The sequence below is a fragment of the Streptomyces sp. NPDC051636 genome (assembly GCF_044453765.1).
In the GTDB taxonomy this organism is placed as follows: domain Bacteria; phylum Actinomycetota; class Actinomycetes; order Streptomycetales; family Streptomycetaceae; genus Streptomyces.
Map to the genome: position 1 here is coordinate 119600 of NZ_JBITDA010000011.1, position 23507 is coordinate 143106.

General features: G+C 70.8%; 20 protein-coding genes and 1 pseudogene. 2 read left to right on the plus strand and 19 right to left on the minus strand.

Annotated features, from left to right (window positions below; genetic code table 11):
- Positions 1-64: 64 nt before the first annotated feature.
- The 6 genes from carB to pyrR form a co-directional block, all read right to left on the minus strand.
- Positions 65-3373, minus strand: a complete 3309-nt coding sequence (gene carB, locus ACIBBH_RS20855; protein WP_399406633.1) for a carbamoyl-phosphate synthase large subunit — start codon at positions 3371-3373, stop codon at positions 65-67.
- A complete protein-coding gene (gene carA, locus ACIBBH_RS20860; protein ID WP_399406636.1) occupies positions 3366-4508 on the minus strand; it encodes a glutamine-hydrolyzing carbamoyl-phosphate synthase small subunit in 1143 nt (380 codons plus the stop codon). Before carA ends, carB begins: the two co-directional genes overlap by 8 nt.
- Entirely contained in the window at positions 4505-5080 is a 576-nt protein-coding gene (locus tag ACIBBH_RS20865) for a hypothetical protein (RefSeq protein ID WP_399406638.1), read from the minus strand. Before ACIBBH_RS20865 ends, carA begins: the two co-directional genes overlap by 4 nt.
- A complete protein-coding gene (locus ACIBBH_RS20870) occupies positions 5077-6363 on the minus strand; it encodes a dihydroorotase (RefSeq protein WP_399406640.1) in 1287 nt (428 codons plus the stop codon). The genes ACIBBH_RS20865 and ACIBBH_RS20870 overlap by 4 nt, the downstream gene beginning before the upstream one ends.
- Positions 6364-6368: 5 nt before the next feature.
- A complete protein-coding gene (locus ACIBBH_RS20875) occupies positions 6369-7346 on the minus strand; it encodes an aspartate carbamoyltransferase catalytic subunit (RefSeq protein WP_399406642.1) in 978 nt (325 codons plus the stop codon).
- 103 nt (positions 7347-7449) lie between these two features.
- Positions 7450-8046 (minus strand): bifunctional pyr operon transcriptional regulator/uracil phosphoribosyltransferase PyrR, encoded by a 597-nt coding sequence (gene pyrR, locus ACIBBH_RS20880; protein ID WP_399406644.1) that lies wholly within the window; start codon positions 8044-8046, stop codon positions 7450-7452.
- A gap of 253 nt (positions 8047-8299) precedes the next feature.
- On the opposite strand from pyrR, the gene bldD reads away from it, so the two are divergent.
- Positions 8300-8803 carry a transcriptional regulator BldD gene (gene bldD, locus ACIBBH_RS20885; RefSeq protein ID WP_086170636.1) on the plus strand — a complete coding sequence of 168 codons (504 nt, stop codon included), beginning with the start codon at positions 8300-8302 and terminating at the stop codon, positions 8801-8803.
- Positions 8804-8969: 166 nt separating this feature from the next.
- Here the strand turns inward: bldD and nusB are convergent, their stop codons facing one another.
- The 12 genes from nusB to ACIBBH_RS20945 form a co-directional block, all read right to left on the minus strand.
- Positions 8970-9404: a transcription antitermination factor NusB gene (nusB, locus tag ACIBBH_RS20890; protein WP_399406646.1), complete on the minus strand. Its 435-nt coding sequence runs from the start codon at positions 9402-9404 to the stop codon at positions 8970-8972.
- A 2-nt stretch (positions 9405-9406) separates the two neighbouring features.
- The gene (efp, locus tag ACIBBH_RS20895; RefSeq protein ID WP_399406648.1) at positions 9407-9973 is read right to left on the minus strand and encodes an elongation factor P; all 567 of its coding nucleotides are present in this window, start codon (positions 9971-9973) and stop codon (positions 9407-9409) included.
- A gap of 49 nt (positions 9974-10022) precedes the next feature.
- Positions 10023-11129 carry an aminopeptidase P family protein gene (locus tag ACIBBH_RS20900; RefSeq protein WP_399406650.1) on the minus strand — a complete coding sequence of 369 codons (1107 nt, stop codon included), beginning with the start codon at positions 11127-11129 and terminating at the stop codon, positions 10023-10025.
- 78 nt (positions 11130-11207) lie between these two features.
- A complete protein-coding gene (locus tag ACIBBH_RS20905) occupies positions 11208-12107 on the minus strand; it encodes a Pro-rich N-terminal domain-containing protein (protein WP_399406652.1) in 900 nt (299 codons plus the stop codon).
- 197 nt (positions 12108-12304) lie between these two features.
- Positions 12305-13948: a 3-dehydroquinate synthase gene (aroB, locus tag ACIBBH_RS20910; RefSeq protein ID WP_399406654.1), complete on the minus strand. Its 1644-nt coding sequence runs from the start codon at positions 13946-13948 to the stop codon at positions 12305-12307.
- Positions 13945-15129, minus strand: a complete 1185-nt coding sequence (gene aroC / locus ACIBBH_RS20915) for a chorismate synthase (RefSeq protein WP_399406656.1) — start codon at positions 15127-15129, stop codon at positions 13945-13947. The genes aroB and aroC overlap by 4 nt, the downstream gene beginning before the upstream one ends.
- Positions 15130-15292: 163 nt before the next feature.
- Positions 15293-16132, minus strand: a complete 840-nt coding sequence (locus ACIBBH_RS20920; RefSeq protein WP_399406658.1) for a shikimate dehydrogenase — start codon at positions 16130-16132, stop codon at positions 15293-15295.
- On the minus strand, positions 16113-17840 hold the full coding sequence (gene mltG, locus ACIBBH_RS20925; RefSeq protein ID WP_399406660.1) for an endolytic transglycosylase MltG: 1728 nt from the start codon (positions 17838-17840) through the stop codon (positions 16113-16115). Before mltG ends, ACIBBH_RS20920 begins: the two co-directional genes overlap by 20 nt.
- A 123-nt stretch (positions 17841-17963) precedes the next feature.
- Positions 17964-18428 carry a Holliday junction resolvase RuvX gene (gene ruvX, locus ACIBBH_RS20930; RefSeq protein WP_399406662.1) on the minus strand — a complete coding sequence of 155 codons (465 nt, stop codon included), beginning with the start codon at positions 18426-18428 and terminating at the stop codon, positions 17964-17966.
- Positions 18428-21100, minus strand: a complete 2673-nt coding sequence (gene alaS / locus ACIBBH_RS20935) for an alanine--tRNA ligase (protein WP_399406664.1) — start codon at positions 21098-21100, stop codon at positions 18428-18430. The genes ruvX and alaS overlap by 1 nt, the downstream gene beginning before the upstream one ends.
- Positions 21100-21468 carry a hypothetical protein gene (locus ACIBBH_RS20940; protein WP_399406666.1) on the minus strand — a complete coding sequence of 123 codons (369 nt, stop codon included), beginning with the start codon at positions 21466-21468 and terminating at the stop codon, positions 21100-21102. Before ACIBBH_RS20940 ends, alaS begins: the two co-directional genes overlap by 1 nt.
- 7 nt (positions 21469-21475) lie before the next feature.
- Positions 21476-21922, minus strand: a complete 447-nt coding sequence (locus ACIBBH_RS20945) for a DUF948 domain-containing protein (RefSeq protein ID WP_399406668.1) — start codon at positions 21920-21922, stop codon at positions 21476-21478.
- A 149-nt stretch (positions 21923-22071) separates the two neighbouring features.
- Between ACIBBH_RS20945 and ACIBBH_RS20950 the strand changes: the two are divergent.
- Positions 22072-22699 (plus strand): annotated as a pseudogene (locus ACIBBH_RS20950) (regulator); the annotation flags it as partial.
- A 21-nt stretch (positions 22700-22720) separates the two neighbouring features.
- Here ACIBBH_RS20950 and rpsD read toward each other — a convergent pair.
- Positions 22721-23335, minus strand: a complete 615-nt coding sequence (gene rpsD / locus ACIBBH_RS20955; RefSeq protein ID WP_132853601.1) for a 30S ribosomal protein S4 — start codon at positions 23333-23335, stop codon at positions 22721-22723.
- Positions 23336-23507: the final 172 nt, after the last annotated feature.

The window sequence follows — 23507 nt, forward strand, 5'->3', positions numbered from 1 at the left end:
TGTGTCCTCAAGGAGAGCCTCGTGAAGAGGGGGACACCGTTTCCGGTGTCCCCCTCGTCCGCCGCTAGTCGCGGGCCGCGGTCAGGTGCTGGGCGTGTTCCTGGAGCGAACGCACGCCCACGTCACCGTGGTTGAGCGCGTCGATGCCCTGGACGGCGGCGGCGAGCGCCTGGACCGTCGTCAGACACGGCACGGACCGCGCCACGGCCGCCGTACGGATCTCGTAGCCGTCGAGGCGGCCGCCGGTGCCGTACGGGGTGTTGACGATGAGGTCGACCTCGCCGTCGTGGATGAGCTGGACGATGGTCCGCTCGCCGTTCGGGCCGGTGCCCTCGGACTGCTTGCGCACGACCGTGGCGTTGATGCCGTTGCGCTTGAGGACCTCGGCCGTGCCGGACGTGGCGAGCAGCTCGAAGCCGTGGGCGACCAGCTCGCGTGCCGGGAAGATCATCGAGCGCTTGTCGCGGTTGGCGACCGAGATGAAGGCGCGGCCCTTGGTGGGCAGCGGCCCGTAGGCTCCGGCCTGCGACTTGGCGTACGCCGTGCCGAAGACGGAGTCGATGCCCATGACCTCGCCGGTGGAGCGCATCTCCGGGCCGAGCACCGTGTCGACGCCCCGGCCGTGGATGTCGCGGAAGCGCGACCACGGCATGACCGCCTCCTTGACGGAGATCGGCGCGTCGAGCGGCAGCTCGCCACCGTCACCGTGCTTCGGCAGCAGGCCCTCCTCGCGCAGCTCGGCGATGGTCGCGCCCAGGGAGATCCGGGCGGCGGCCTTGGCCAGCGGCACCGCGGTCGCCTTCGAGGTGAAGGGGACCGTACGGGAGGCGCGCGGGTTGGCCTCCAGGACGTACAGGATGTCGCCCGCCATCGCGAACTGGATATTGATCAGGCCGCGGACGCCCACCCCGCGCGCGATGGCCTCGGTCGAGGCGCGCAGCCGCTTGATGTCGAAGCCGCCCAGCGTGATCGGGGGCAGGGCGCACGCCGAGTCGCCGGAGTGGATGCCGGCCTCCTCGATGTGCTCCATGACACCGCCGAGGTACAGCTCCTCGCCGTCGTACAGGGCGTCGACGTCGATCTCGATGGCGTCGTCGAGGAAGCGGTCGACCAGCACCGGCCGGGAGGGGCTGATCTCGGTCGACTCGGCGATGTAGGTGGCGAGCCGGGTCTCGTCGTACACGATCTCCATGCCGCGCCCGCCGAGGACGTACGAGGGCCGCACGAGGACCGGGTAGCCGATCTCGTCGGCGATGGCCTTGGCCTCCTCGAAGGTGGTGGCCGTGCCGTGCTTGGGGGCGGGCAGGCCGGCCTCGGCGAGGACGCGGCCGAAGGCACCGCGGTCCTCGGCCGCGTGGATGGCCTCCGGGGAGGTGCCCACGATCGGCACGCCGTTGTCCTTCAGCGCCTGCGACAGGCCCAGCGGGGTCTGGCCGCCCAGCTGCACGACGACGCCCGCGACCGGGCCGGCCTGCTGCTCGGCGTGCACGATCTCCAGCACGTCCTCCAGCGTCAGCGGCTCGAAGTACAGCCGGTCGGAGGTGTCGTAGTCCGTGGAGACGGTCTCCGGGTTGCAGTTGACCATCACGGTCTCGTACCCGGCGTCGCTCAGCGCGAAGGAGGCGTGGACGCAGGAGTAGTCGAACTCGATGCCCTGGCCGATGCGGTTGGGACCGGAGCCCAGGATGATGACCGCGGGCTTCTCGCGGGGCGCGACTTCGGTCTCCTCGTCGTAGGAGGAGTAGAAGTACGGCGTCTTCGCGGCGAACTCGGCGGCGCAGGTGTCGACGGTCTTGTAGACCGGGCGGATGCCGAGCGCGTGCCGGACCTCGCGGACGACGTCCTCACGCAGGCCGCGGATCTCGCTGATCTGCTGGTCGGAGAAGCCGTGCCGCTTGGCCTCGGCGAGCAGTTCGGCGGTGAGCTCGGGCGCCTCGGCCAGCTCGTCCGCGATCTCCTTCAGCAGGAAGAGCTGGTCGACGAACCACGGGTCGATCTTCGTGAACTCGAAGACCTCCTCGGGCGTGGCGCCCGCGCGGATGGCCTGCATGACGGTGTTGATCCGGCCGTCGGTGGGGCGCACGGCCTCCGCCAGGAGGGCGGCCTTGTCACCGGTCTCGCCGACGAAGGTGAACTGGCTGCCCTTCTTCTCCAGCGAGCGCAGCGCCTTCTGGAAGGCCTCGGTGAAGTTGCGGCCGATGGCCATGGCCTCGCCGACCGACTTCATGGTGGTGGTCAGCGTGGAGTCGGCCTGCGGGAACTTCTCGAAGGCGAACCGCGGGGCCTTCACGACCACGTAGTCGAGGGTCGGCTCGAAGGAGGCCGGGGTTTCCTGCGTGATGTCGTTCGGGATCTCGTCGAGGGTGTAGCCGACGGCGAGCTTCGCGGCGATCTTGGCGATCGGGAAGCCGGTCGCCTTGGAGGCGAGAGCGGAGGAGCGGGACACGCGCGGGTTCATCTCGATGACGATCACCCGGCCGTCCTCGGGGTTCACCGCGAACTGGATGTTGCAGCCGCCGGTGTCGACGCCGACCTCGCGGATCACGGCGATGCCGATGTCGCGCAGGATCTGGTACTCGCGGTCGGTCAGCGTCATCGCGGGTGCGACCGTGATCGAGTCGCCGGTGTGCACGCCCATGGGGTCGAAGTTCTCGATGGAGCAGACGACCACGACGTTGTCGTGCTTGTCGCGCATCAGCTCCAGCTCGTACTCCTTCCAGCCGAGGATGGACTCCTCCAGGAGCACCTCCGTGGTCGGCGAGAGGGTGAGGCCCTGCCCGGCGATGCGGCGCAGCTCGTCCTCGTCGTGCGCGAAGCCGGAGCCGGCGCCGCCCATGGTGAAGGAGGGGCGGACGACGACCGGGTAGCCGCCGAGCTGCTCGACGCCGGCCAGAACCTCGTCCATGGAGTGGCAGATGACCGAGCGGGCGGACTCGCCGTGCCCGATCTTCCTGCGGACCTCCTCCACGACATCCTTGAACTGGTCGCGGTCCTCGCCCTTGTGGATCGCCTCGACGTTGGCGCCGATCAGCTCCACGCCGTACTTGTCCAGGACGCCGTTCTCGTGCAGCGAGATGGCCGTGTTGAGGGCCGTCTGACCGCCCAGGGTGGGCAGCAGCGCGTCGGGCCGCTCCTTGGCGATGATCTTCTCGACGAACTCCGGGGTGATCGGCTCGACGTACGTGGCGTCGGCGATCTCCGGATCGGTCATGATCGTCGCCGGGTTGGAGTTGACGAGGATCACCCGCAGGCCCTCGGCCTTGAGGACCCGGCAGGCCTGGGTGCCGGAGTAGTCGAACTCGGCGGCCTGGCCGATGACGATCGGGCCGGAGCCGATGACCAGGACGGACTGGATATCGGTGCGCTTAGGCACGCTGGCCCTCCATCAGGGATACGAAGCGGTCGAACAGGTAGGCGGCATCGTGCGGGCCGGCTGCCGCTTCGGGGTGGTACTGGACGCTGAAGGCCGGGCGGTCGAGGAGCTGGAGGCCCTCCACCACGTTGTCGTTGAGGCAGACGTGGGAGACCTCGACGCGGCCGTAGGGGGTCTCGGTCGCCTGGTCGAGCGGGGCGTCGACGGCGAAGCCGTGGTTGTGCGCGGTGACCTCGACCTTGCCGGTGGTGCGGTCCTGCACCGGCTGGTTGATGCCGCGGTGGCCGTACTTCAGCTTGTAGGTGCCGAAGCCGAGGGCGCGGCCCAGGATCTGGTTGCCGAAGCAGATGCCGAACAGCGGGGTGCCGCGCTCCAGGACGCCCTGCATGACGGAGACCGGGTGGTCGGCGGTGGCGGGGTCGCCGGGGCCGTTGGAGAAGAACACGCCGTCGGGGTTCACGGCGTAGACGTCCTCGACGGTCGCCGTCGCGGGCAGCACGTGCACCTCGATGCCGCGCTCGGCCATGCGGTGCGGGGTCATGCCCTTGATGCCGAGGTCGACGGCGGCGACGGTGTACTTCTTCTCGCCGATCGCGGGGACGACGTACGCCTCCCGGGTGGCGACCTCGGCGGAGAGGTCCGCGCCCTTCATCTCGGGCGCCTGGCGGACCTCGGCGAGCATGGTGCCCTCGTCGGGGAGCGCGTTGCCGGAGAAGATGCCGACGCGCATGGCGCCGCGCTCGCGCAGGTGGCGGGTGAGGGCGCGGGTGTCGATGCCGCAGATGCCGACGACGCCCTGCGCGGCGAGCTCCTCGTCCAGGGAGCGGCGCGAGCGCCAGCTGGAGGGCACGCGCGCGGGGTCGCGCACGACGTAACCGGCCACCCAGATGCGCTTGGACTCGGGGTCCTCGTCGTTGACGCCGGTGTTGCCGACGTGCGGGGCGGTCATCACCACGACCTGGCGGTGGTAGGAGGGGTCGGTGAGGGTCTCCTGGTAGCCGGTCATGCCGGTGGAGAAAACGGCCTCGCCGAAGGTCGCCCCCACGGCCCCGTAGGCGCGGCCGCGGAAGATCCGGCCGTCCTCCAGGACGAGTACGGCGGGAGTCCTGCTGGCTCCCCTGGTGGAGGTCGTCATCGTTCGGCGCCTTCCGTGCTGTTGGTTTCGATCATGGAGTTGATGACGTCGGCCCACTCGCTGTGTTCGGCCGCCCGGTCGGAGCGGAACCCGGAGTCGATCAGTCGGTCGCCGTGCCGCCAGGTGACGATCAGCAGTCCGCCCTCGGTGAGAACCTTGCCGGCGATGCCCTTGTCCAGCCGTGCCTCGCGCAGCGCGGCGGCCGGGACGAAGAAGTCGGCCGCCCCGGGGCGTACGACGTCCAGGCCCGCGTCCGTCAGGGTGAGCTCGGCCCTGCTGCGGGTGCCCAGGCCGTGCGCCACGATGCGGTCCAGCCACTGACCCGCGGTGGTGGAGCCGTGGTAGCGGCCGGTCATGCTCAGTTTCGCCGGACCGGCGTCGTCGGGCGCGGTGGGCAGCTCGGGCAGGTCGCCCTGGAGCGTGCCGCGCCACTTCCAGCCTTCGCGCATCAGCCAGTAGACGAGCGCGACGAAGAGGGCGAGGCCGACGAGCCAGCCGACGCGCGCGGCCCAGTCGGTGACCTCGGCCGACTTCTTCTCGGCGGCCAGATACGTCAGATGCAGAGGTGTCACGTGAGCTTCCCGTCGACGAGCGTGGCCTTGCCCCGCAGCCACGTGTGGGTGACACGGCCCGGCAGCTCGCGTCCCTCGTACGGGGTGTTGCGGCTGCGCGAGGCGAAGCCCGCGGGGTCCACCAGGCCACGGTATGTCGTGTCGACGAGGGTGAGGTTGGCGGGCTCGCCTGCCGAGACGGGGCGGCCGTGGCCCGTCGCCCGGCCGATCCGCGCGGGCTTGACGGACATCCGGTCGGCGACGCCGGCCCAGTCCAGCAGACCGGTGTCCACCATGGTCTCCTGGACCACCGACAACGCGGTCTCCAGGCCGACCATGCCCATGGCGGCCGCGGCCCACTCGCAGTCCTTGTCCTCGTGCGGGTGCGGTGCGTGGTCGGTGGCGACGATGTCGATCGTGCCGTCGGCGAGCGCCTCGCGCAGGGCCAGGACGTCGCGCTCGGTGCGCAACGGCGGGTTGACCTTGTAGACGGGGTTGTAGGAGCGCACCAGCTCGTCGGTGAGGAGCAGGTGGTGCGGGGTGACCTCGGCGGTGACGTCGATGCCGCGGGACTTGGCCCAGCGGACGATCTCGACGGATCCGGCGGTCGACAGGTGGCAGATGTGCACGCGGGAGCCGACGTGCTCGGCGAGCAGCACATCGCGGGCGATGACCGACTCCTCGGCGACGGCCGGCCAGCCGCCCAGGCCCAGCTCGGCGGAGACGACGCCCTCGTTCATCTGGGCGCCCTCGGTCAGCCGCGGCTCCTGCGCGTGCTGGGCGACGACCCCGCCGAAGGCCTTCACGTACTCCAGCGCCCGGCGCATGATCACGGCGTCGTCCACGCACTTGCCGTCGTCGGAGAAGACGGTGACCCCGGCGGCCGACTCGTGCATCGCGCCCAGTTCGGCGAGCTTGCGGCCCTCCAGCCCGACAGTGACGGCGCCGATGGGCTGCACGTCGCAGTAGCCGTACTCGCGGCCCAGCCGCCAGACCTGCTCGACGACGCCGGCGGTGTCGGCGACGGGGAAGGTGTTGGCCATGGCGAAGACGGCCGTGTAGCCGCCGCTCGCCGCCGCGCGCGTGCCGGTGAGGACCGTCTCGGAGTCCTCGCGCCCGGGTTCACGCAGGTGCGTGTGCAGGTCCACGAGCCCCGGCAGGAGCACCTTGCCCTCGGCCTCGACGACCTCGGCGCCCTCGTCGGAGAGCCCGGTGCCGACCGCCTCGATGACCTCGCCGTCGATCAGGACGTCCTGCGGCTCGCCGCCGAGCACCTTCGCACCACGGATCAGGATCTTGCTCATGTTTCTTACTTCTCCTCGATACGGGTGTGGCTGACGGCAGGCTCGTTTCCACCGAGCAGCAGGTACAGGACGGCCATCCGGATGGAGACGCCGTTCGCGACCTGCTCGACGACGGTGCAGCGTTCGGAGTCGGCGACCTCCGCGGTGATCTCCATGCCGCGGACCATCGGACCGGGGTGCATCACGATGGCGTGCTCCGGCATCCGCGCCATGCGGTCGCCGTCGAGTCCGTAGCGCCGCGAGTACTCGCGCTCGGTCGGGAAGAACGCGGCGTTCATGCGCTCGCGCTGGACGCGCAGCATCATCACCGCGTCGGACTTGGGCAGCGTGCTGTCGAGGTCGTACGACACCTCGCAGGGCCAGCGCTCGACGCCGACCGGCACCAGGGTGGGCGGGGCGACCAGTGTGACCTCGGCGCCGAGGGTGTGCAGCAGGTCGACGTTGGAACGGGCGACCCGGCTGTGCAGCACGTCACCGACGATGGTGATCCGCTTGCCGCTCAGGTCCTGCCCGATCCCCGCGTCCCGGCCGACCAGCCGGCGGCGCATGGTGAAGGCGTCCAGGAGGGCCTGCGTGGGGTGCTGGTGGGTGCCGTCACCGGCGTTGATGACGGCGGCGTCGATCCAGCCGGAGTTGGCCAGGCGGTACGGGGCTCCGGAGGCGCCGTGCCGGATGACGACGGCGTCGACGCCCATGGCCTCCAGGGTCTGGGCGGTGTCCTTCAGGGACTCGCCCTTGGACACCGACGACCCCTTGGCGGAGAAGTTGATGACGTCCGCGGACAGCCGCTTCTCGGCGGCCTCGAAGGAGATCCGGGTGCGGGTCGAGTCCTCGAAGAAGAGGTTGACGACGGTGCGGCCGCGCAGGGTCGGCAGCTTTTTGATCGGCCGGTCGGCGACCCGGGCCATCTCCTCGGCGGTGTCGAGGATCAGGACGGCGTCGTCGCGGGTGAGGTCGGCGGCCGAGATGAGATGACGCTGCATCTGTCAGGCTCCGTAAGGCAGTTCAGGATTCGGGAGATTCCGGGCAAAGGGCACGGGCAGGGGCGCACCGAGGGGGCGTACGGCAGCGCCGTACGCCGCAGTGCTACTGCTGCCGCTCGCCCGGGGCGGCCGGCTTCGCACCGAGCAGCACGGTGTCGCGACCGTCCTCCTCGGCGAGCTGGACCTTGACCGTCTCCCGCAGCGACGTGGGGAGGTTCTTGCCGACGTAGTCGGCGCGGATGGGCAGTTCGCGGTGGCCGCGGTCGACGAGGACCGCGAGCTGGACCGCGCGCGGGCGCCCGATGTCGTTCAGGGCGTCGAGGGCGGCGCGGATGGTGCGGCCGGAGAAGAGCACGTCGTCGACGAGGACGACCAGGCGGCCGTCGATGCCGTCACCGGGGATCTCGGTGCGGGCCAGCGCACGCGGCGGGTGCATGCGCAGGTCGTCGCGGTACATGGTGATGTCGAGCGAGCCGACGGGCACCTTGCGGTCGGTGATCTGCTCGAGCTTGGCGGCGAGCCGCTGGGCGAGGTAGACGCCCCGGGTCGGAATGCCGAGGAGCACCACGTCGTCGGCGCCCTTGGCGCGTTCGACGATCTCGTGGGCGATGCGGGTCAGCACCCGCGCGATGTCGGGACCCTCGAGAACGGGCCGCGCATCGGACGCCTCCGGACTGGCGTGCGTGTCCTGCTTGTCCATACGAAACGGACCTCCTTCTCCGCCTCACGGGACGGACCTTAAAGGACGTCTAAATTGCGCCATCCACCGTACCAGGTCCCGGTGGCGCCCCCGATCACCCCCTTGGCGCAACCGGTCACCGCTCCCGTGGAAGAGCCGCTGCGGACCATTCGGCTTGACGCGGAAGAGTAACGCTGCGTAACCTCACAGTGAGTTACCAGCCGCGCGGACGGAAACACACCCAGCCGCGTCGACACAGTGTCCGGGGAGCTATATGTCCAGCGAATACGCCAAACAGCTCGGGGCCAAGCTCCGGGCCATCCGCACCCAGCAGGGCCTTTCCCTCCACGGTGTCGAGGAGAAGTCCCAGGGTCGCTGGAAGGCCGTGGTGGTCGGTTCGTACGAGCGCGGCGACCGCGCCGTGACCGTGCAGCGCCTTGCCGAGCTGGCCGATTTCTATGGCGTTCCTGTGCAGGAGCTGCTGCCGGGCACCACGCCGGGCGGTGCCGCCGAGCCGCCGCCGAAGCTGGTCCTGGACCTGGAGCGGCTGGCCACGGTGCCGGCCGAGAAGGCGGGCCCCCTGCAGCGGTACGCGGCGACCATCCAGTCGCAGCGCGGTGACTACAACGGCAAGGTGCTGTCGATCCGGCAGGACGACCTCCGCACACTCGCCGTCATCTACGACCAGTCGCCCTCGGTCCTCACCGAGCAGCTGATCAGCTGGGGCGTGCTGGACGCGGACGCGCGCCGCGCGGTCGCCACCCACGAGGAGAGCTGAGCGCTCCGCGGGTTCAGCAGAAACGTGCCGCCAGGGTGGCCGGAACCTGATGGCTCCGGCCACCCCGGCGGCTTTCTGCGGGCCCACGGGGCACGAAGGACACGGGAATGCCGGAGGGCCCGCAGCACTCGCGCTGCGGGCCCTCCGGCGGTGTCCCTGCTGTCTTCTACGCCTCGTCTCGGCGCAGCGAGGGCTTGAGCTCCTTGAGCCGGCCCAGCAGGCCGTTGACGAACGCGGGCGACTCGTCGGTGGAGAACTCCTTCGCCATCTGCACCATCTCGTCCAGGACGACGGCGTCCGGCGTCTCGTCCACCCAGATCAGCTCGTAGGCGCCCAGACGCAGGATGTTGCGGTCGACGACCGGCATCCGGTCGAGCGTCCAGCCGACCGAGTACTGGGCGAGCAGTTCGTCGATGCGCGTCGCGTGCTCGGCGTAGCCCTCGACCAGCTGCATCGTGTACTCGCTCACCGGCGGCTGCCGTGGGTCGGTCCGGGAGAGCCGGATCCAGTCCGCGAGGACGGTCAGGACGCCGGCGCCGCGCTGGTCGCCCTCGAAGAGGATCTGGAAGGCGCGCTTGCGGGCCGTGTTGCGGGCAGCCACGGTTAGCTGTTCACCCGGCCGAGGTAGTCGCTCGTGCGGGTGTCGACCTTGATCTTCTCACCGGTGGTGATGAAGAGCGGGACCTGGATCTGGTGGCCGGTCTCCAGCGTGGCGGGCTTGGTGCCGCCGGTGGAGCGGTCGCCCTGGACGCCCGGCTCGGTCTCGGCGATGGTCAGCTCGACGGCGGCCGGGAGCTCGACGAAGAGCACCTCGCCCTCGTGCTGCGCGACGGTGGCCGTGAAGCCCTCGACGAGGAAGTTGGCGGCGTCGCCGACGGCCTTGCGGTCGACCATGAGCTGGTCGTAGGTCTCCATGTCCATGAAGACGAAGTAGTCGCCGTCCATGTACGAGAACTGCATGTCGCGCTTGTCGACAGTGGCCGTCTCGACCTTGACGCCGGCGTTGAAGGTCTTGTCGACGACCTTGCCGGAGAGCACGTTCTTGAGCTTGGTGCGCACGAAGGCCGGGCCCTTGCCGGGCTTGACGTGCTGGAACTCGACGACGGACCAGAGCTGGCCGCCTTCGAGCTTGAGCACCATGCCGTTCTTGAGGTCGTTCGTGGAAGCCACGGTTGCGGAATCTCCTGGACTGACGTACGACCCCGGCGCACGCACCTGCCTAGAGGGCGAGCAGCTCCTTGGTCGTGATGGTGAGTAGCTCGGGTCCGCCGTCCGCCTCGGGGCGTACGACGAGCGTGTCATCGATCCGGACACCGCCCCGGCCCGGGAGGTGGACCCCCGGTTCGACGGTGACCGGCACGCAAGCGTCCAGTTTACCCATGGCCGCGGGAGCCAACTGCGGGTCCTCGTCGAATTCGAGTCCCACACCGTGTCCGGTGAGCGGCGGCAGGCCCTCCGCGTACCCGGCGGAGTCCAGCACCTGGCGTGCGGCGCGGTCCACGTCGCGGTAGGCCGTGCCGGGCGCCAGGGCCTCCCGGCCGGCCCGCTGGGCGGCGAAGACCAGGTCGTACAGCTCGATCTGCCAGTCGGCGGGCGAGGTGCCGATGACGAACGTGCGGCCGATCTCGCAGCGGTACCCGCGATAGGTGGCCCCCAGGCAGACGGACAGGAAGTCGCCCTCCTCGACCCGCCGGTCGGTGGGCCGGTGCCCGCGCCGGCCGGAGTTCGGGCCGGTGGCGACGGAGGTCGGGAAGGCCGGCCCGTCGGCGCCGTGGTCGACCAGGCGCCGCTCCAGCTCCAGCGCGAGGTGCCGTTCGGTGCGGCCCACCAAGATGGACTCCAGCAGCTCGCCCAGGGCCTGGTCGGCGATCTCGGCACCGATCCGGAGGCAGGAGATCTCCTCCTCGTCCTTCACCACCCTCAGTTGCTCCACGGCTCCGCCGAGGTCGGCGAGGCGGAGGCGGGGCGCGACGGAGGAGACGGCTCTGTACCGGGTGACGGTGAGGTGGTGTTCCTCCACGGCGAGGGAATCCGCGCCCTGGCCTCCGGCGAGGTCGGCGGCGGCGACGGCGGGGTCGCCCCCGGCGACGGTGAGGGTGTGCACCCCGAGGTTCTCGTCCGGCCGCCCTTCGTACGGGCGGTCGTCGGGAGGTTCGGCGCACACCAGCAGGTCCTCGCGTTTGCCGAGCAGCAGGACGGAGCCCTGGGGGGCGGCACCCGCGAGATACCGCACATTGGCGGGGCGGGAGACAAGCGCCGCCGCGCTGCCGCCCGCATTGCAGCGTTCCCTGAGCCGGGTTCGGCGGACCGCGTACACCTCTGACATGAGATGAGCCTAGGAGGGGTGGGCGGATTGTGCCGGTTGGGAGGGCCGAGTGGGGTGGGGAGTCTCCCTCGCCCGTGATCACCAGCTCGGCGGGCTCGCAATCGCCCTCGCCAGGACTTCGTCCAGCACCCGGGCCGTCTGCGGGACATCGAGCTGCGAGTTGTCGATGATCGGCAGACCCGAGCCGTACCAGCCGGCCATGCGGCCGTGGATGCGGGCGACCTCCTCGTCGGTGAGGCGGCGGTTGCCGGTGCGTTCGGCGTTGCGTTCCAGGACGATGTCCAGGCCCGGGAGGAGGACGACGGGCAGCAGGCCGGGGCCGACGTGCCGCTTCCAGCCGCCGAGGCCGACGACCGGGCGGTCCGGGAAGACGGCGTCGTCGAGGATGCAGGAGATGCCGTTGGCCAGGAAGTTGCGGGCGGCGAAGCCGCAGGTGCGGCGGGCCAGGCGGTACTGGGCCTCGGAGTTGTCGTTCCAGCCGGCCTGGGGGTCGGCGAAGCCGGAGCGGACCCATTCGCGTACGTCGTCGAGGCTGATGTGGGCGGTGGGGACCCGGCGGTGGTCCGCCCAGTACTTGGCGACGCTGGTCTTCCCGGCCCCCGCGGGGCCGATCAGCAGCACGGCCAGGGTCGTGGCACCCGGGTCGGGGACGGCGGTGGCCGGGGGTGCGCTGGGCATGGCGACGGGTCCGCCGGGCGGCAGCGGCACGTGGCCGGTGATGTCGGGGGCCGGCGGCGCGGGCACGTGCTGCGGGGCCGGGGGCTGCGGGGCCGGCGGCTGCGGGGGCGCGGGCGGCACCGGTCCCGAGGGGTTTCCGGTGAAGCCCGGCGCCGCGGGCGGCGGGGGCACGGATGCGGGACTTTGAGGGGCTCCCGGGTGGTGCGGACCCGGATGGTGTGCGGCCGGCGACCAGCCGGCGGCCGGTCCCTGCCCCGGCTGGTGGGGCGGCGGCAGCGGAGACCCCACTGCGTGCTGCATCCGGTGCCACTCCGTCTCGTCTTCTCTGGCTCGCTCGCCGGCGATCGTCGCTGGCAGCGGGGCCGAAGCCCCGCTCCCTACCGAACGGTACCGTCCCCGGCCGCCCTTTGGTGAAACGGCCGGGGGCGGTGCGAAGTGCCCGCCTCACGAGGTGAATCGGGCGCAAGGGAGCAGGGGCGGACGTACTACTCCGCGCCCTACTGCCCCACTTCGCCGTATGCGGCGAGCAGCACGGCCGGGTCCGGCCCCTCCAGGACGGTCGGCTTGGCGAGGCCGTCGAGGACGATGAAGCGCAGCAGGTCGCCGCGGGACTTCTTGTCGACCTTCATCGTCTCCAGCAGCTTGGGCCACTGGTCGTAGCGGTAGTGCAGCGGCAGCCCGACCGACTCCAGGATGGTCCGGTGGCGGTCGGCGGTCGCGTCGTCCAACCGGCCCGCCAGCCGGCCGAGTTCGGCGGCGAAGTGCATGCCGACCGAGACCGCGGCGCCGTGCCGCCACTTGTACCGCTCGTTCTTCTCGATGGCGTGGCCGAGCGTGTGGCCGTAGTTGAGGATCTCCCTGAGGCCCGACTCCTTCAGGTCGGAGGAGACGACCTCGGCCTTCACCCGGATCGACCGCTCGATCAGCTCGGCGGTGTGCGGCCCGGCCGGGGTGCGCGCCACCTCCGGGTCGGACTCGATGAGCTCCAGGATGACCGGGTCGGCGATGAAACCGGCCTTGATGACCTCCGCCAGGCCCGAGACGTAGTCGTTGACGGGCAAGGAGTCCAGCGCGGCCAGGTCGCACAGCACGCCCCCCGGCGGGTGGAAGGCACCCACCAGGTTCTTGCCCTCGGCCGTGTTGATGCCGGTCTTGCCGCCGACCGCCGCGTCCACCATGGCCAGCACGGTCGTCGGGATGGCGATCCAGCGCACCCCGCGCAGCCAGGTCGCGGCCACGAACCCGGCCAGGTCGGTGGTGGAGCCGCCGCCGACGCCGACGATCACGTCGCTGCGGGTGAACCCGGATTGGCCGAGCGCCTTCCAGCAGTAGGCGGCGACCTCGGCGGTCTTGGCCTCCTCGGCGTTCGGCACCTGGATGGCGACGGCCTCGTAGCCCTGCTCGGCGAGGTCGGCACGGAGCGCGTCGCCGGTCTCGGCCAGCGCCTCCGGGTGGATCACCGCGACACGCTTGGCCTTGCGGCCGATCAACCCGGCCAGCTCGCCCAGGAGTTGCCGGCCGACCAGCACCTCGTACGGGTCGGTGCCCGCCGTGCCGCCGACCTGGATCCTTGTCACCTGGTTCGCCATTACGTCCTCCGGCCGGGGGTCCGGGGGGTGCCCCCCGGGAGATGCAGTCAACTCCAGTGCGTCCAGGGCTGCTCGGGTGACCTCCTCGGGCGTACGGCCGTCCGTCGGCACGACAGCCGTGGCGACCTCCTCGTACAGGTGCCGCCGCGCCTCCATCAGCTCGCGCCACTGCCTGCGCGGGTTGACGGCGAGCAGCGGGCGGGCCACGTTGAGGCCGGTGCGCCTGACCGCCTCCTCGACGTCCATCGAGAGGTAGACCACGCGGTGTCCCGAGAGCAGGCCGCGGGTGTCCTCGTCGAGGATCGCGCCGCCGCCCAGCGCCAGCACGCCGTCGTGCTCGGCGAGCGCCCGGTGCACGGCCCGCTTCTCGATGGCGCGGAAGACCGGCTCGCCCTCGTCCACGAAGATCTCGGCGATGGTCCGTCCCTCGTCGGCCACGATGTCGTCGTCGGTGTCCCGGTAGGCGACGCCCAGCCGCTCGGCCAGCAGCCGCCCGACCGTGGACTTGCCGGCGCCCATCGGGCCGACCAGCACGATCCGCGGTCCGGTCATCGGATCGCGAGGTTGTCGAGGTACGACCGCACGTTGCGGCGGGTCTCGGGCACGCTGTCGCCGCCGAACTTCTCCGCGACCGCGTCCGCGAGCACCAGCGCGACCATGGCCTCGGCGACGATGCCGGCCGCCGGGACCGCGCACACGTCCGAACGCTGGTGGTGGGCCTGGGCGGGCTCACCGGTGGAGACGTCCACGGTCTGCAGCGCCCGGGGCACGGTCGCGATCGGCTTCATCGCGGCGCGGACGCGCAGCAGCTCGCCCGTCGTCAGGCCGCCCTCCGTGCCGCCGGAGCGGCCGGTGGCCCGCTTGATGCCCTCGGCGGTGGTGATGATCTCGTCGTGCGCCTGGGAGCCGGGCACCCGCGCCAGGCCGAAGCCGTCGCCGACCTCGACGCCCTTGATCGCCTGGATGCCCATCAGGGCGCCCGCCAGCCGGGCGTCCAGCTTGCGGTCCCAGTGCACGTGGGAGCCGAGGCCCACCGGCACGCCGTACGCCAGCACCTCGACCACGCCGCCGAGCGTGTCGCCGTCCTTGTGAGCCTGGTCGATCTCCGCGACCATCGCCTTGGAGGCGTCCGCGTCCAGGCAGCGCACCGGGTCCGCGTCCAGCCTCTCCACGTCGGCAGGGGTCGGGTAGACGCCGTAGGGCGCCTTGGCGGAGGCGAGTTCCACGACGTGGGAGACGATCTCGATGCCGGCCGTCTCCTTCAGGTACGACCGGGCCACCGCGCCCAGCGCCACGCGGGCCGCCGTCTCACGGGCCGAGGCGCGCTCCAGGATCGGGCGGGCCTCGTCGAAGCCGTACTTCTGCATGCCGGCCAGGTCGGCGTGACCGGGCCGCGGACGGGTCAGCGGCGCGTTGCGGGCGAGGCCGTCCAGGATCTCGGGGTCGACCGGGTCGGCGGCCATGACCTGCTCCCACTTGGGCCACTCGGTGTTGCCCACCATGATCGCCACCGGGGAGCCGAGGGTCAGGCCGTGCCGGACACCGCCCAGGAAGGTGACCTCGTCCCGCTCGAACTTCATCCGCGCACCGCGTCCATAGCCGAGGCGCCGCCGCGCGAGGTGGTCCGCCACCATCTCCGTGGTGACCGGCACGCCGGCGGGAAGGCCCTCCAGCGTGGCGACGAGTGCGGGACCGTGGGACTCCCCCGCGGTCAGCCAGCGCAACCTGCTCAACGGTGCTCCTCAGTGCTCGCGCCCGGTACTGCCCCGCGTACGCGCGTCCTCGCGTACGGCAACGGCGCGACCGGGTGCGCGGCCCCGGCCCGCCACCTCCGATCCTCCCACGTCCGGGACCGGACCCGGCTCCCGGTCCAGAAGGCGGACGCGGCGGCGGACGTCAGTGCCCGGCGAGTGCCTTCTCCCCCGCCCGGCGCATGGCCTCCAACGGGGCCGGGGCGCGGCCGGTCATCTGCTCCACCTGCAGCACGGCCTGGTGCACGAGCAGGTCGAGTCCGCTGAGGACGGCGCCGCCGAACATGGACCAGCGGGCCGCGAGCTCGGTCGGCCAGGGGTCGTAGAGCACGTCGAAGAGGGTGGTGGGCCGCTCCGGTACGGCGGCGGCGAGCCCGTCGGTGGCGCCGGCGGGCGTGGTGGCGATCACCAGGGGGGCGCGCAGCGCCTCGGCCGCGTCCGCCCAGTCGGCCGTACGGACCTCCACATCGAGCCGCTCGCCCCACTGCCGCATCTCGGCGGCGCGGGCCTGGCTGCGAACGTAGGCGACGACCTCGCCGGTGCAGATCCGGGCCAGGGCGGCCAGGGCGGAGGAGGCGGTGGCCCCGGCGCCGAGGACGGCCGCGGAGCCGACCTGTTCGATGCCGTGCTCGCGCAGGGCGGCGACCATGCCCGGGATGTCGGTGTTGTCGCCGAGGCGGCGGCCGTCCTCGGTGAAGACGACCGTGTTGACCGCTTCCACGGAGGCCGCCGTCTCGCTGATCTCGTCGACCAGCGGGATGACCGCCCGCTTCAGCGGCATGGTCAGCGACAGCCCCGCCCACTCGGGTCCGAGCTTCTCCAAGAAACCGGGCAGGCCGGTCTCGTCGATCTCGAACCGCTCGTACGACCAGTCGGCCAGGCCCAGTTCGTCGTACGCCGCCCGGTGCAGCACCGGGGAGAGCGAGTGGGCGATGGGCTTGCCGAGCACGGCGGCCCGGCGGGCGTCAGCGGCCCGAGGAGGCATTGAACTTGTCCTTGAGTTCCTGGAATTCGGCGTAGGTCTTCGCGAACTCGGTCTCGTTCTGACCGTCGGTCGCCACGAAGTAGATCCAGCCGTCGTCGGTCGGATTCAGTGCCGCCTTGATCGCGTCGTCGCCGGGGTTTCCGATGGGGCCGGGCGGCAGACCCTTGTGGGTGTAGGTGTTGTACGGGTCCTTGTTGCTGTTGATCTCGGACTCGCTGATGCGGATGTTGCTCGTGCCCTTCAGGTAGTTGAAGGTCGAGTCGAACTGCAGCAGCCGGTTGGTCTCGGTGTTCGTGGGCTTGAGGCGGTTGTAGATCACTTCCGCCATCTTGCGGAAGTCGTCGTGCGTCTTGCCCTCGGCCTGGACGAGGCTCGCGACCGTGACGAGCTGCCAGGGGTTGTCCAGGTCGAGCTCCTTGGCCTTCGCCGCGAGGCCGTAGGCGGCGTACTTCTGCTTGGCCTGGGTGACCATCTGCTTCAGGACCGACGCGGGCTTCATGCCCTTGGCGGCGGGATAGGTGCCCGGGTAGAGGAAGCCCTCCAGCGGGTCCATGAGCGCGCTGTTTTTGTTCGCCCAGCTGGGCAGGCCGAGGCTCTTGTACTCCTTCTTGGCGATGCCCTTGGTGGTGCCGGAGGAGAGGCCGAGCTGCCTGTCGATGGCCTGGTAGACGCCCGCGTTGCGCTCGCCCGGCTTGACGACCACGTTGCTCTGGCTCTTCGGGTCGAGCATCAGGGCCACGGCGCTGGCCGCGGACATCTCCTTCTTCAGCACGTAGGCACCGGCCTGGATCGACTTGCCGTCGGGATTCTGGGTCTGCGCCGAGACGAACGCGCCGACGCTCTTGACGACCCCGGCCTCCTTCAGCTTCTGGCCGATCTCCCAGCCGCCCGCCCCCTTGGGGATCTGGACGGTCACCGTCTCGTTGGTGCCGTTGCCCGCGTAGTCCGGAGCCGCGCCGAAACGATTTTGGTAGAACTTGTAGCCGAAATATCCGACACCGCCCAGGCCACCGCCGAAGACCAGGACGACCACCAGGCAGGCGCATCCGTTACGCCGCTTCTTGGCCCCTTTGCCGCCCTTGGCCCCTTTGCCGTTCCTGCTCCGCTTGTCACCACGGCCCCGGCGGCCCTTCGGGTCGTCACCGAGGCCGTCGTCCTCGTCGTCGCCCGAGAAGAAGGCGTGCTCACCCTGGTCGGGGCCGGGGTCCCAGACGGTCTCCGACTCCGTCCCGGGCCCCGGCCCGGGGCGCCTGCGGCCGGGCGGCTCCGGCGGCGGGTAGGCCTCGGGGGTGCCGTAGACGTCGGGCTGCTCACCGCCGTAGGCCACCGGCTGCTGACCGTAGGGGTCGCCCGGATCGGCGGCATAGGGCACGTGCCCGTGGGTGCCGGTGGCGTCCCAGCCGCCGCCGTGGTGGTACTGCTCCTGGACGTGACCGGCGTACCGCTGGTCGTACTGCTGGTGCCCCTGCTCGCCGTACTCCTGCCGGCCCTGTCCGTCGTGGTACTGGTACTGCTGCTGGTCGTACCCGCTGTGCTGGTCCTGGCCCCAGTCGCCGTACTGCGGCTCCTGCGGATGGTGCTGCGGCTGGCCGCCGTAGGCAGACTGCCGGCCCACGTGGGCCTGCTGCCCTTCCCATCCGCCGTCCCCGTACAACGGGTCCTCCGGATGCCACGGTTCAGAGCCTTGGCCCCGGCCATACTCAGTCATCGATCCCCTAGAGCCGCGAGGCGACCGGTCACGCGGCTGGGTGGGCCGGTTTCCGTTCCTCCTCTTGCTGTGCGGCGGCTGTTCGAACACCGCCGCATCGCGCGGAACGTTACCGTATCGCGATCAGATGACCACTTCGACGCCCTCGCCGGGTGCATTGCCTGACACCCGTTCGGATTCCAGTGCCTGCTGCAGGATGATCACAGCGGCCGCCTGATCGATGACGGAACGACCCTTCTTGGACGTCACGCCGGAGGCGCGCAGCCCCTGAGTGGCCGTCACGGTCGTCATCCGCTCGTCCACAAGTCTCACCCCGACCGGCGGGATCATGCGGGCGAGTTCCTGGGCGAAGCGGCGGACCTTGGCCGCGGCCGGGCCCTCGCCCCCCTTCAGGGAGCGAGGGAGACCGACGACGACCTCGATCGGCTCGTACTCCTCGACCAACTGCTTCAGCCGACGGTGAGCTGCCGGTATGTCCCGCCCGGGGACCGTCTCCACCGGCGTGGCGAGGATCCCGTCGGGGTCGCACGAGGCGACCCCGATACGGGCGTCCCCGACGTCGATCGCGAGTCGGCGTCCGCGGCGCATCACTTGGCCGTTTCCGCCACGAGCCGCTCGACGGCGTCGACGGCCTCGCCGATGGCGGCCGGGTTCTGGCCGCCGCCCTGGGCGACGTCCGGCTTGCCGCCACCGCCGCCGCCGAGGGTCTTGGCGGCCGTGCGGACCAGGTCACCGGCCTTGAGACCGCGCTCGCGGGCGGCCTCGTTGGTGGCGATGACCGTCAGCGGCTTGCCGTTGCTGACCGTGAAGAGGGCCACGACCGCGGCGCGTCCGCCCTGGATGCGGCCGCGCACGTCGAGGACCAGCTTGCGCAGGTCGTCGGGGGTCGTACCGTCCGGGACCCGGCCGGTGACAAGCGCGACGCCCCTGATGTCCTTGGCGGACTCGGCGAGACCGGCGGCGGCCTGCAGCACCTTCTCGGCGCGGAACTTCTCGATCTCCTTCTCGGCGTCCTTCAGCTTGCCGAGCATCGAGGAGACCTTCTCCGGCAGCTCCTCCGGGCGGCCCTTGAGCAGCTCGGTCAGCTGGTTGACGACCGTGTGCTCGCGGGCGAGGAAGTTGTAGGCGTCGACGCCGACGAGGGCCTCGATACGGCGCACGCCCGAGCCGATGGAGGACTCGCCGAGCAGCTTCACCAGACCCAGCTGGGCGGTGTTGTGCACGTGCGTGCCGCCGCACAGCTCCTTGGAGAAGTCGCCGATGGTCACGACGCGAACCCGCTCGCCGTACTTCTCGCCGAACTCGGCGATGGCACCCTGCTTCTTGGCCTCGTCGATGCCCATGACATCGGCGCGCACGTCGAGGTCGCGGGCGAGCACCTCGTTGATCTTCTGCTCGACGTCGGTCATCACGGCGGTCGGAACGGCGGACGGCGAGCCGAAGTCGAAGCGGAAGCGGCCGGGCTGGTTCTCGGAACCGGCCTGGGCGGCCGTCGGGCCGAGGGCGTCGCGCAGAGCCTGGTGGGTCAGGTGCGTGGCCGAGTGGGCGCGGGCGATGGCCTTGCGGCGGCGGGCGTCGATCGAGGCGTGGGCCTTGGCACCGACGGTGACCTCGCCGACCTGGACGACGCCCTTGTGGACGTACACGCCCGGGACCGGCTTCTGGCAGTCGCGGATCTCGATGACGGCGCCGGAGTCGACCTTGATGCGGCCGGTGTCGCCGATCTGGCCGCCGCCCTCGGCGTAGAACGGGGTGCGGTCGAGGACGACCTCCACCTCGTCGCCCTCGGTGGCGGCCGGGGAGGAGATCCCGTCGACGAGGAGGCCGACGATCGTGGACTCGCCCTCGGTGTCCGAGTAGCCGATGAAGTCGGTCTGGCCGGCCCGGTCGGCGATCTCGCGGTAGGCACCGAGGTCGGCGTGGCCGGTCTTCTTGGACTGGGCGTCGGCCTTGGCGCGCTCCCGCTGCTCCTTCATCAGGCGGCGGAAGCCCTCCTCGTCCACGGACAGCCCCTGCTCGGCGGCCATCTCGAGGGTGAGGTCGATCGGGAAGCCCCAGGTGTCGTGGAGCAGGAAGGCCTTGTCGCCGGGCAGGACGGTGCCGCCGGTCTGCTTGGTCTCGGTGACGGCGGTGTCGAGGATGTTGGTGCCGGCCTTCAGCGTCTTGAGGAAGGCGTTCTCCTCGGCGAGGGCGACCTTCTCGATGCGCTCGCGGTCGGCGACCAGTTCGGGGTACTGCTGACCCATCATCCGGATGACCGTGTCGATCAGGTCGTTGACGACCGGACCGGTGGCACCGAGCAGACGCATGTTGCGGATGGCGCGGCGCATGATGCGGCGCAGGACGTAGCCGCGCCCCTCGTTGCCGGGGGTGACACCGTCGCCGATGAGCATGGTGGCCGTGCGCATGTGGTCGGTGACCACGCGCAGGGAGACGTCCGAGTCCTGGGCCTCGCCGTAGCGCACTCCGGTGAGCTCGGTGGCCTTGTCGATGACGGCCATGGAGGTGTCGATCTCGTACATGTTCTGCACGCCCTGCAGAATCATGGCGAGCCGCTCCAGGCCCAGGCCGGTGTCGATGTTCTTGCTCGGCAGCTCTCCGAGGATCTCGAAGTTGTCCTTGCCCGTGCCCTCGCCGCGCTCGTACTGCATGAAGACGAGGTTCCAGATCTCCACGTACCGCTCGTCGTTGACGGCCGGGCCGCCCTCGACGCCGAACTCGGGGCCGCGGTCGTAGTTGATCTCGGAACAGGGGCCGCAGGGGCCGGGAACGCCCATGGACCAGTAGTTGTCCTTCATGCCCAGGCGCTGGATGCGCTCCTTGGGCACGCCGACGACCTCGTGCCAGATGCGCTCGGCCTCGTCGTCGTCCTTGTACACGGTGATCCACAGGCGCTCGGGGTCGAGGCCGTAACCACCCTTGTCCTGGGGCGTGGTGAGCAGCTCCCAGGCGTACGTGATGGCGCCTTCCTTGAAGTAGTCGCCGAAGGAGAAGTTGCCGCACATCTGGAAGAACGTGCCGTGCCGCGTGGTCTTGCCGACCTCTTCGATGTCGGGCGTGCGCACGCACTTCTGCACGCTGGTGGCGCGGCTGAACGGCGGCTTGACCTCACCCAGGAAGTAGGGCTTGAAGGGCACCATGCCGGCCGGGACCAGGAGCAGAGTCGGGTCGTCCGCGATGAGCGACGCCGAAGGGACGACGGTGTGACCGCGCTCCTCGAAGAAGCTCAGCCAGCGGCGGCGAATCTCGGCCGACTCCATCAGTGGTCCTCATTCCGGTTGTACGGGTTCGTCTTGTCGGTCTCGTACGAGTACGTGGCGGACTCGATGTACTTCGGGTCGCTGCGGTTCTCGATGGCGGCGTACCGCCGTGGCGCTGGGAGTTCGGGGTCGGCGTTGATCCCCAGCGCCTCCCCCAACTCGGCCTCCCGCTGGGCCATGTTGTCCCGGACGTCGAGCGCGAAGCCCACCGCGCGGTCCTTGAGGTGCCGGCCCGTCTCGAGCGCCTTGTTCGCGGCGGTCGCCGCGAGGCTCTCGGGGGTCAGCTGCTTCAGCTTGCGGTTGACCTTGGTGGTGGCCCACACACCGGCGGCGACACCCGTGGTGAACCAGAACGTACGGCGGAACATCGCTCGGTCAGTCCTTCTTTCCGCGGGCGTTCCGCTTCTCCCTGCGTGCGGCCGGGACGGTACGCCCGATGATCACGGTACGCCTCGGCGCCTTGGCGGGCACGTCCTCCTTGCGGCCGCCCAGGGCCCGGCGCACGCCGTAGCCGAAGGCCGCGACCTTGACCAGGGGACCGCCGAAGGTGGAGGCGACGGTGGTCGACAGCGCGGAGGCGTTCGACGTGACCTCCTGGACGTCGGAGGCGATCGCGTCGACCCGGTCGATCTGGGTCTGCGCGGAGCGCACGGCCGCGGAGGCGTCGGCGAGCAGCGGGACGGCCTGGTCGGTCACGTCCGCCACGAGCTTGGTGGTCGCCTTGAGCGTCTGGGCCAACCTCGCCAGCGCGACGGCGAGGAAGGAGACCAGGATCGCCCAGAAGACGGCCACCAGGATCCCGGCCACCTCTCCACCCGACACGGTGCGCACCTGCTCCCTGAAACGTGCCTGAACATCGAAAAAGTCGTGTCCCGAGCCTATCGCGCCGGAGCTGGGGCTCCGCACCGGATTACCGTCGGCGGGCGGCGGACACACGGGAAGCGACGGTACGGACCGCATACGGTTCGGTACACGTCCCGATGGGCCAGGTCGAGCCGGCGATGACCGGGCGTTCCTGGCGACCTGCCGGACGCGGTGCGGCTGTGCGAGGACGTGCGCCGGGTCTGCGAGGACGACGGTGAGCGGTGGGCCCGGTCCTGTGCGCTGTTCGTACCGGCGTACGCGGCGTGGCACAACGACGATTCCGCGCGGGCCCGGGCGCTCCTGACGGAGGTGCCCGGGCAGCGCGCAGTCCTTCCGTGACCTGCTGGGATCGGTGCTGTCGGTCGAGCTGCTCGCCCTGGTCACGGCCACCGACGGCGCCCCTGCCGAGGCGGCGGTGCTGCGGGGCGCGGCGGCCCGGACGTGGCCGTCGGTGGGGCTGCCGCTGTTCGGCTCGGCCTGCTGCAACGCCCCGCACGAACGGTGCGAGGCGACCGCGCGGGAGGCGCTGGGCGACGAGCGGTGCGAGGAGTGCGTACGGGCCGGAGCGCGCCTGGAGCGGGAGGCGGCCGTGGCCCGGGCGCTGAGCGGTCCGGCGTACGGCCGCTGGAGGCGCTGCCCGCGCCGCGCGGGCCGGTGCGGCACGGCCGGAGGGCATCGGACATGCGGAAACCCGCCGCCTCGCCCACCCGGAAGGGCGGGGAGACGGCGGGCTGAAGAGCTACGGCCTGCTGAGCGTCAGCGGGCGTAGTACTCGACGACGAGCTGCTCGTCGCAGATGACCGGAACTTCCTTGCGGTTCGGCTCGCGGTCCAGGCGGAACGCCAGGGCCCTGAGGTTCACCTGCAGGTAGCGCGGGGTCTCGCCGTCGGGGGCGAAGCCACCCTCACGGGCGATCTGGAAGAGCGTCTTGTCCTTGGAGCGGTCGCGGACCTGGACGACGTCGTCCGGGCGCACGCGGAAGGACGGCTTGTCCACCTTCTGGCCGTTGACCTGGATGTGGCCGTGGACGACCATCTGGCGGGCCTGGTAGATGGTGCGGGCGATGCCCGAACGCAGGACCAGGGCGTCGAGACGGCGCTCGAGCTCGACGATCAGGGCCTCACCGGTCTTGCCCTGGACCTTGGAGGCGCGCTCGTAGGCGCGGACCAGCTGGCGCTCGGAGATGTCGTACTGAGCGCGCAGACGCTGCTTCTCGAGCAGACGGACCTTGTAGTCCGAGTTCTGCTTGCGGCCACGGCCGTGCTCACCCGGCGGGTACGGGCGGGCCTCGAAGTACTTGACGGCCTTCGGGGTCAGCGCGATGCCGAGGGCACGCGACTTCTTGACCTTGGGGCGGGACTGATTCGCCATTGTCTCTTTCCTAGAATTTCCGGCTCCCCAGGGTTAGAGGAGGTCGCATCCGCAGCCGGGGAAATCCCGCCGAGCCCGGCTACGGGCCTGGTGGGTAGCCGTTCCCCTGTTCTGGGCACATACGTGCAGCACGCGAGTGGCCCACCAACCTGTCCCGCAACTTCGGGTGGTG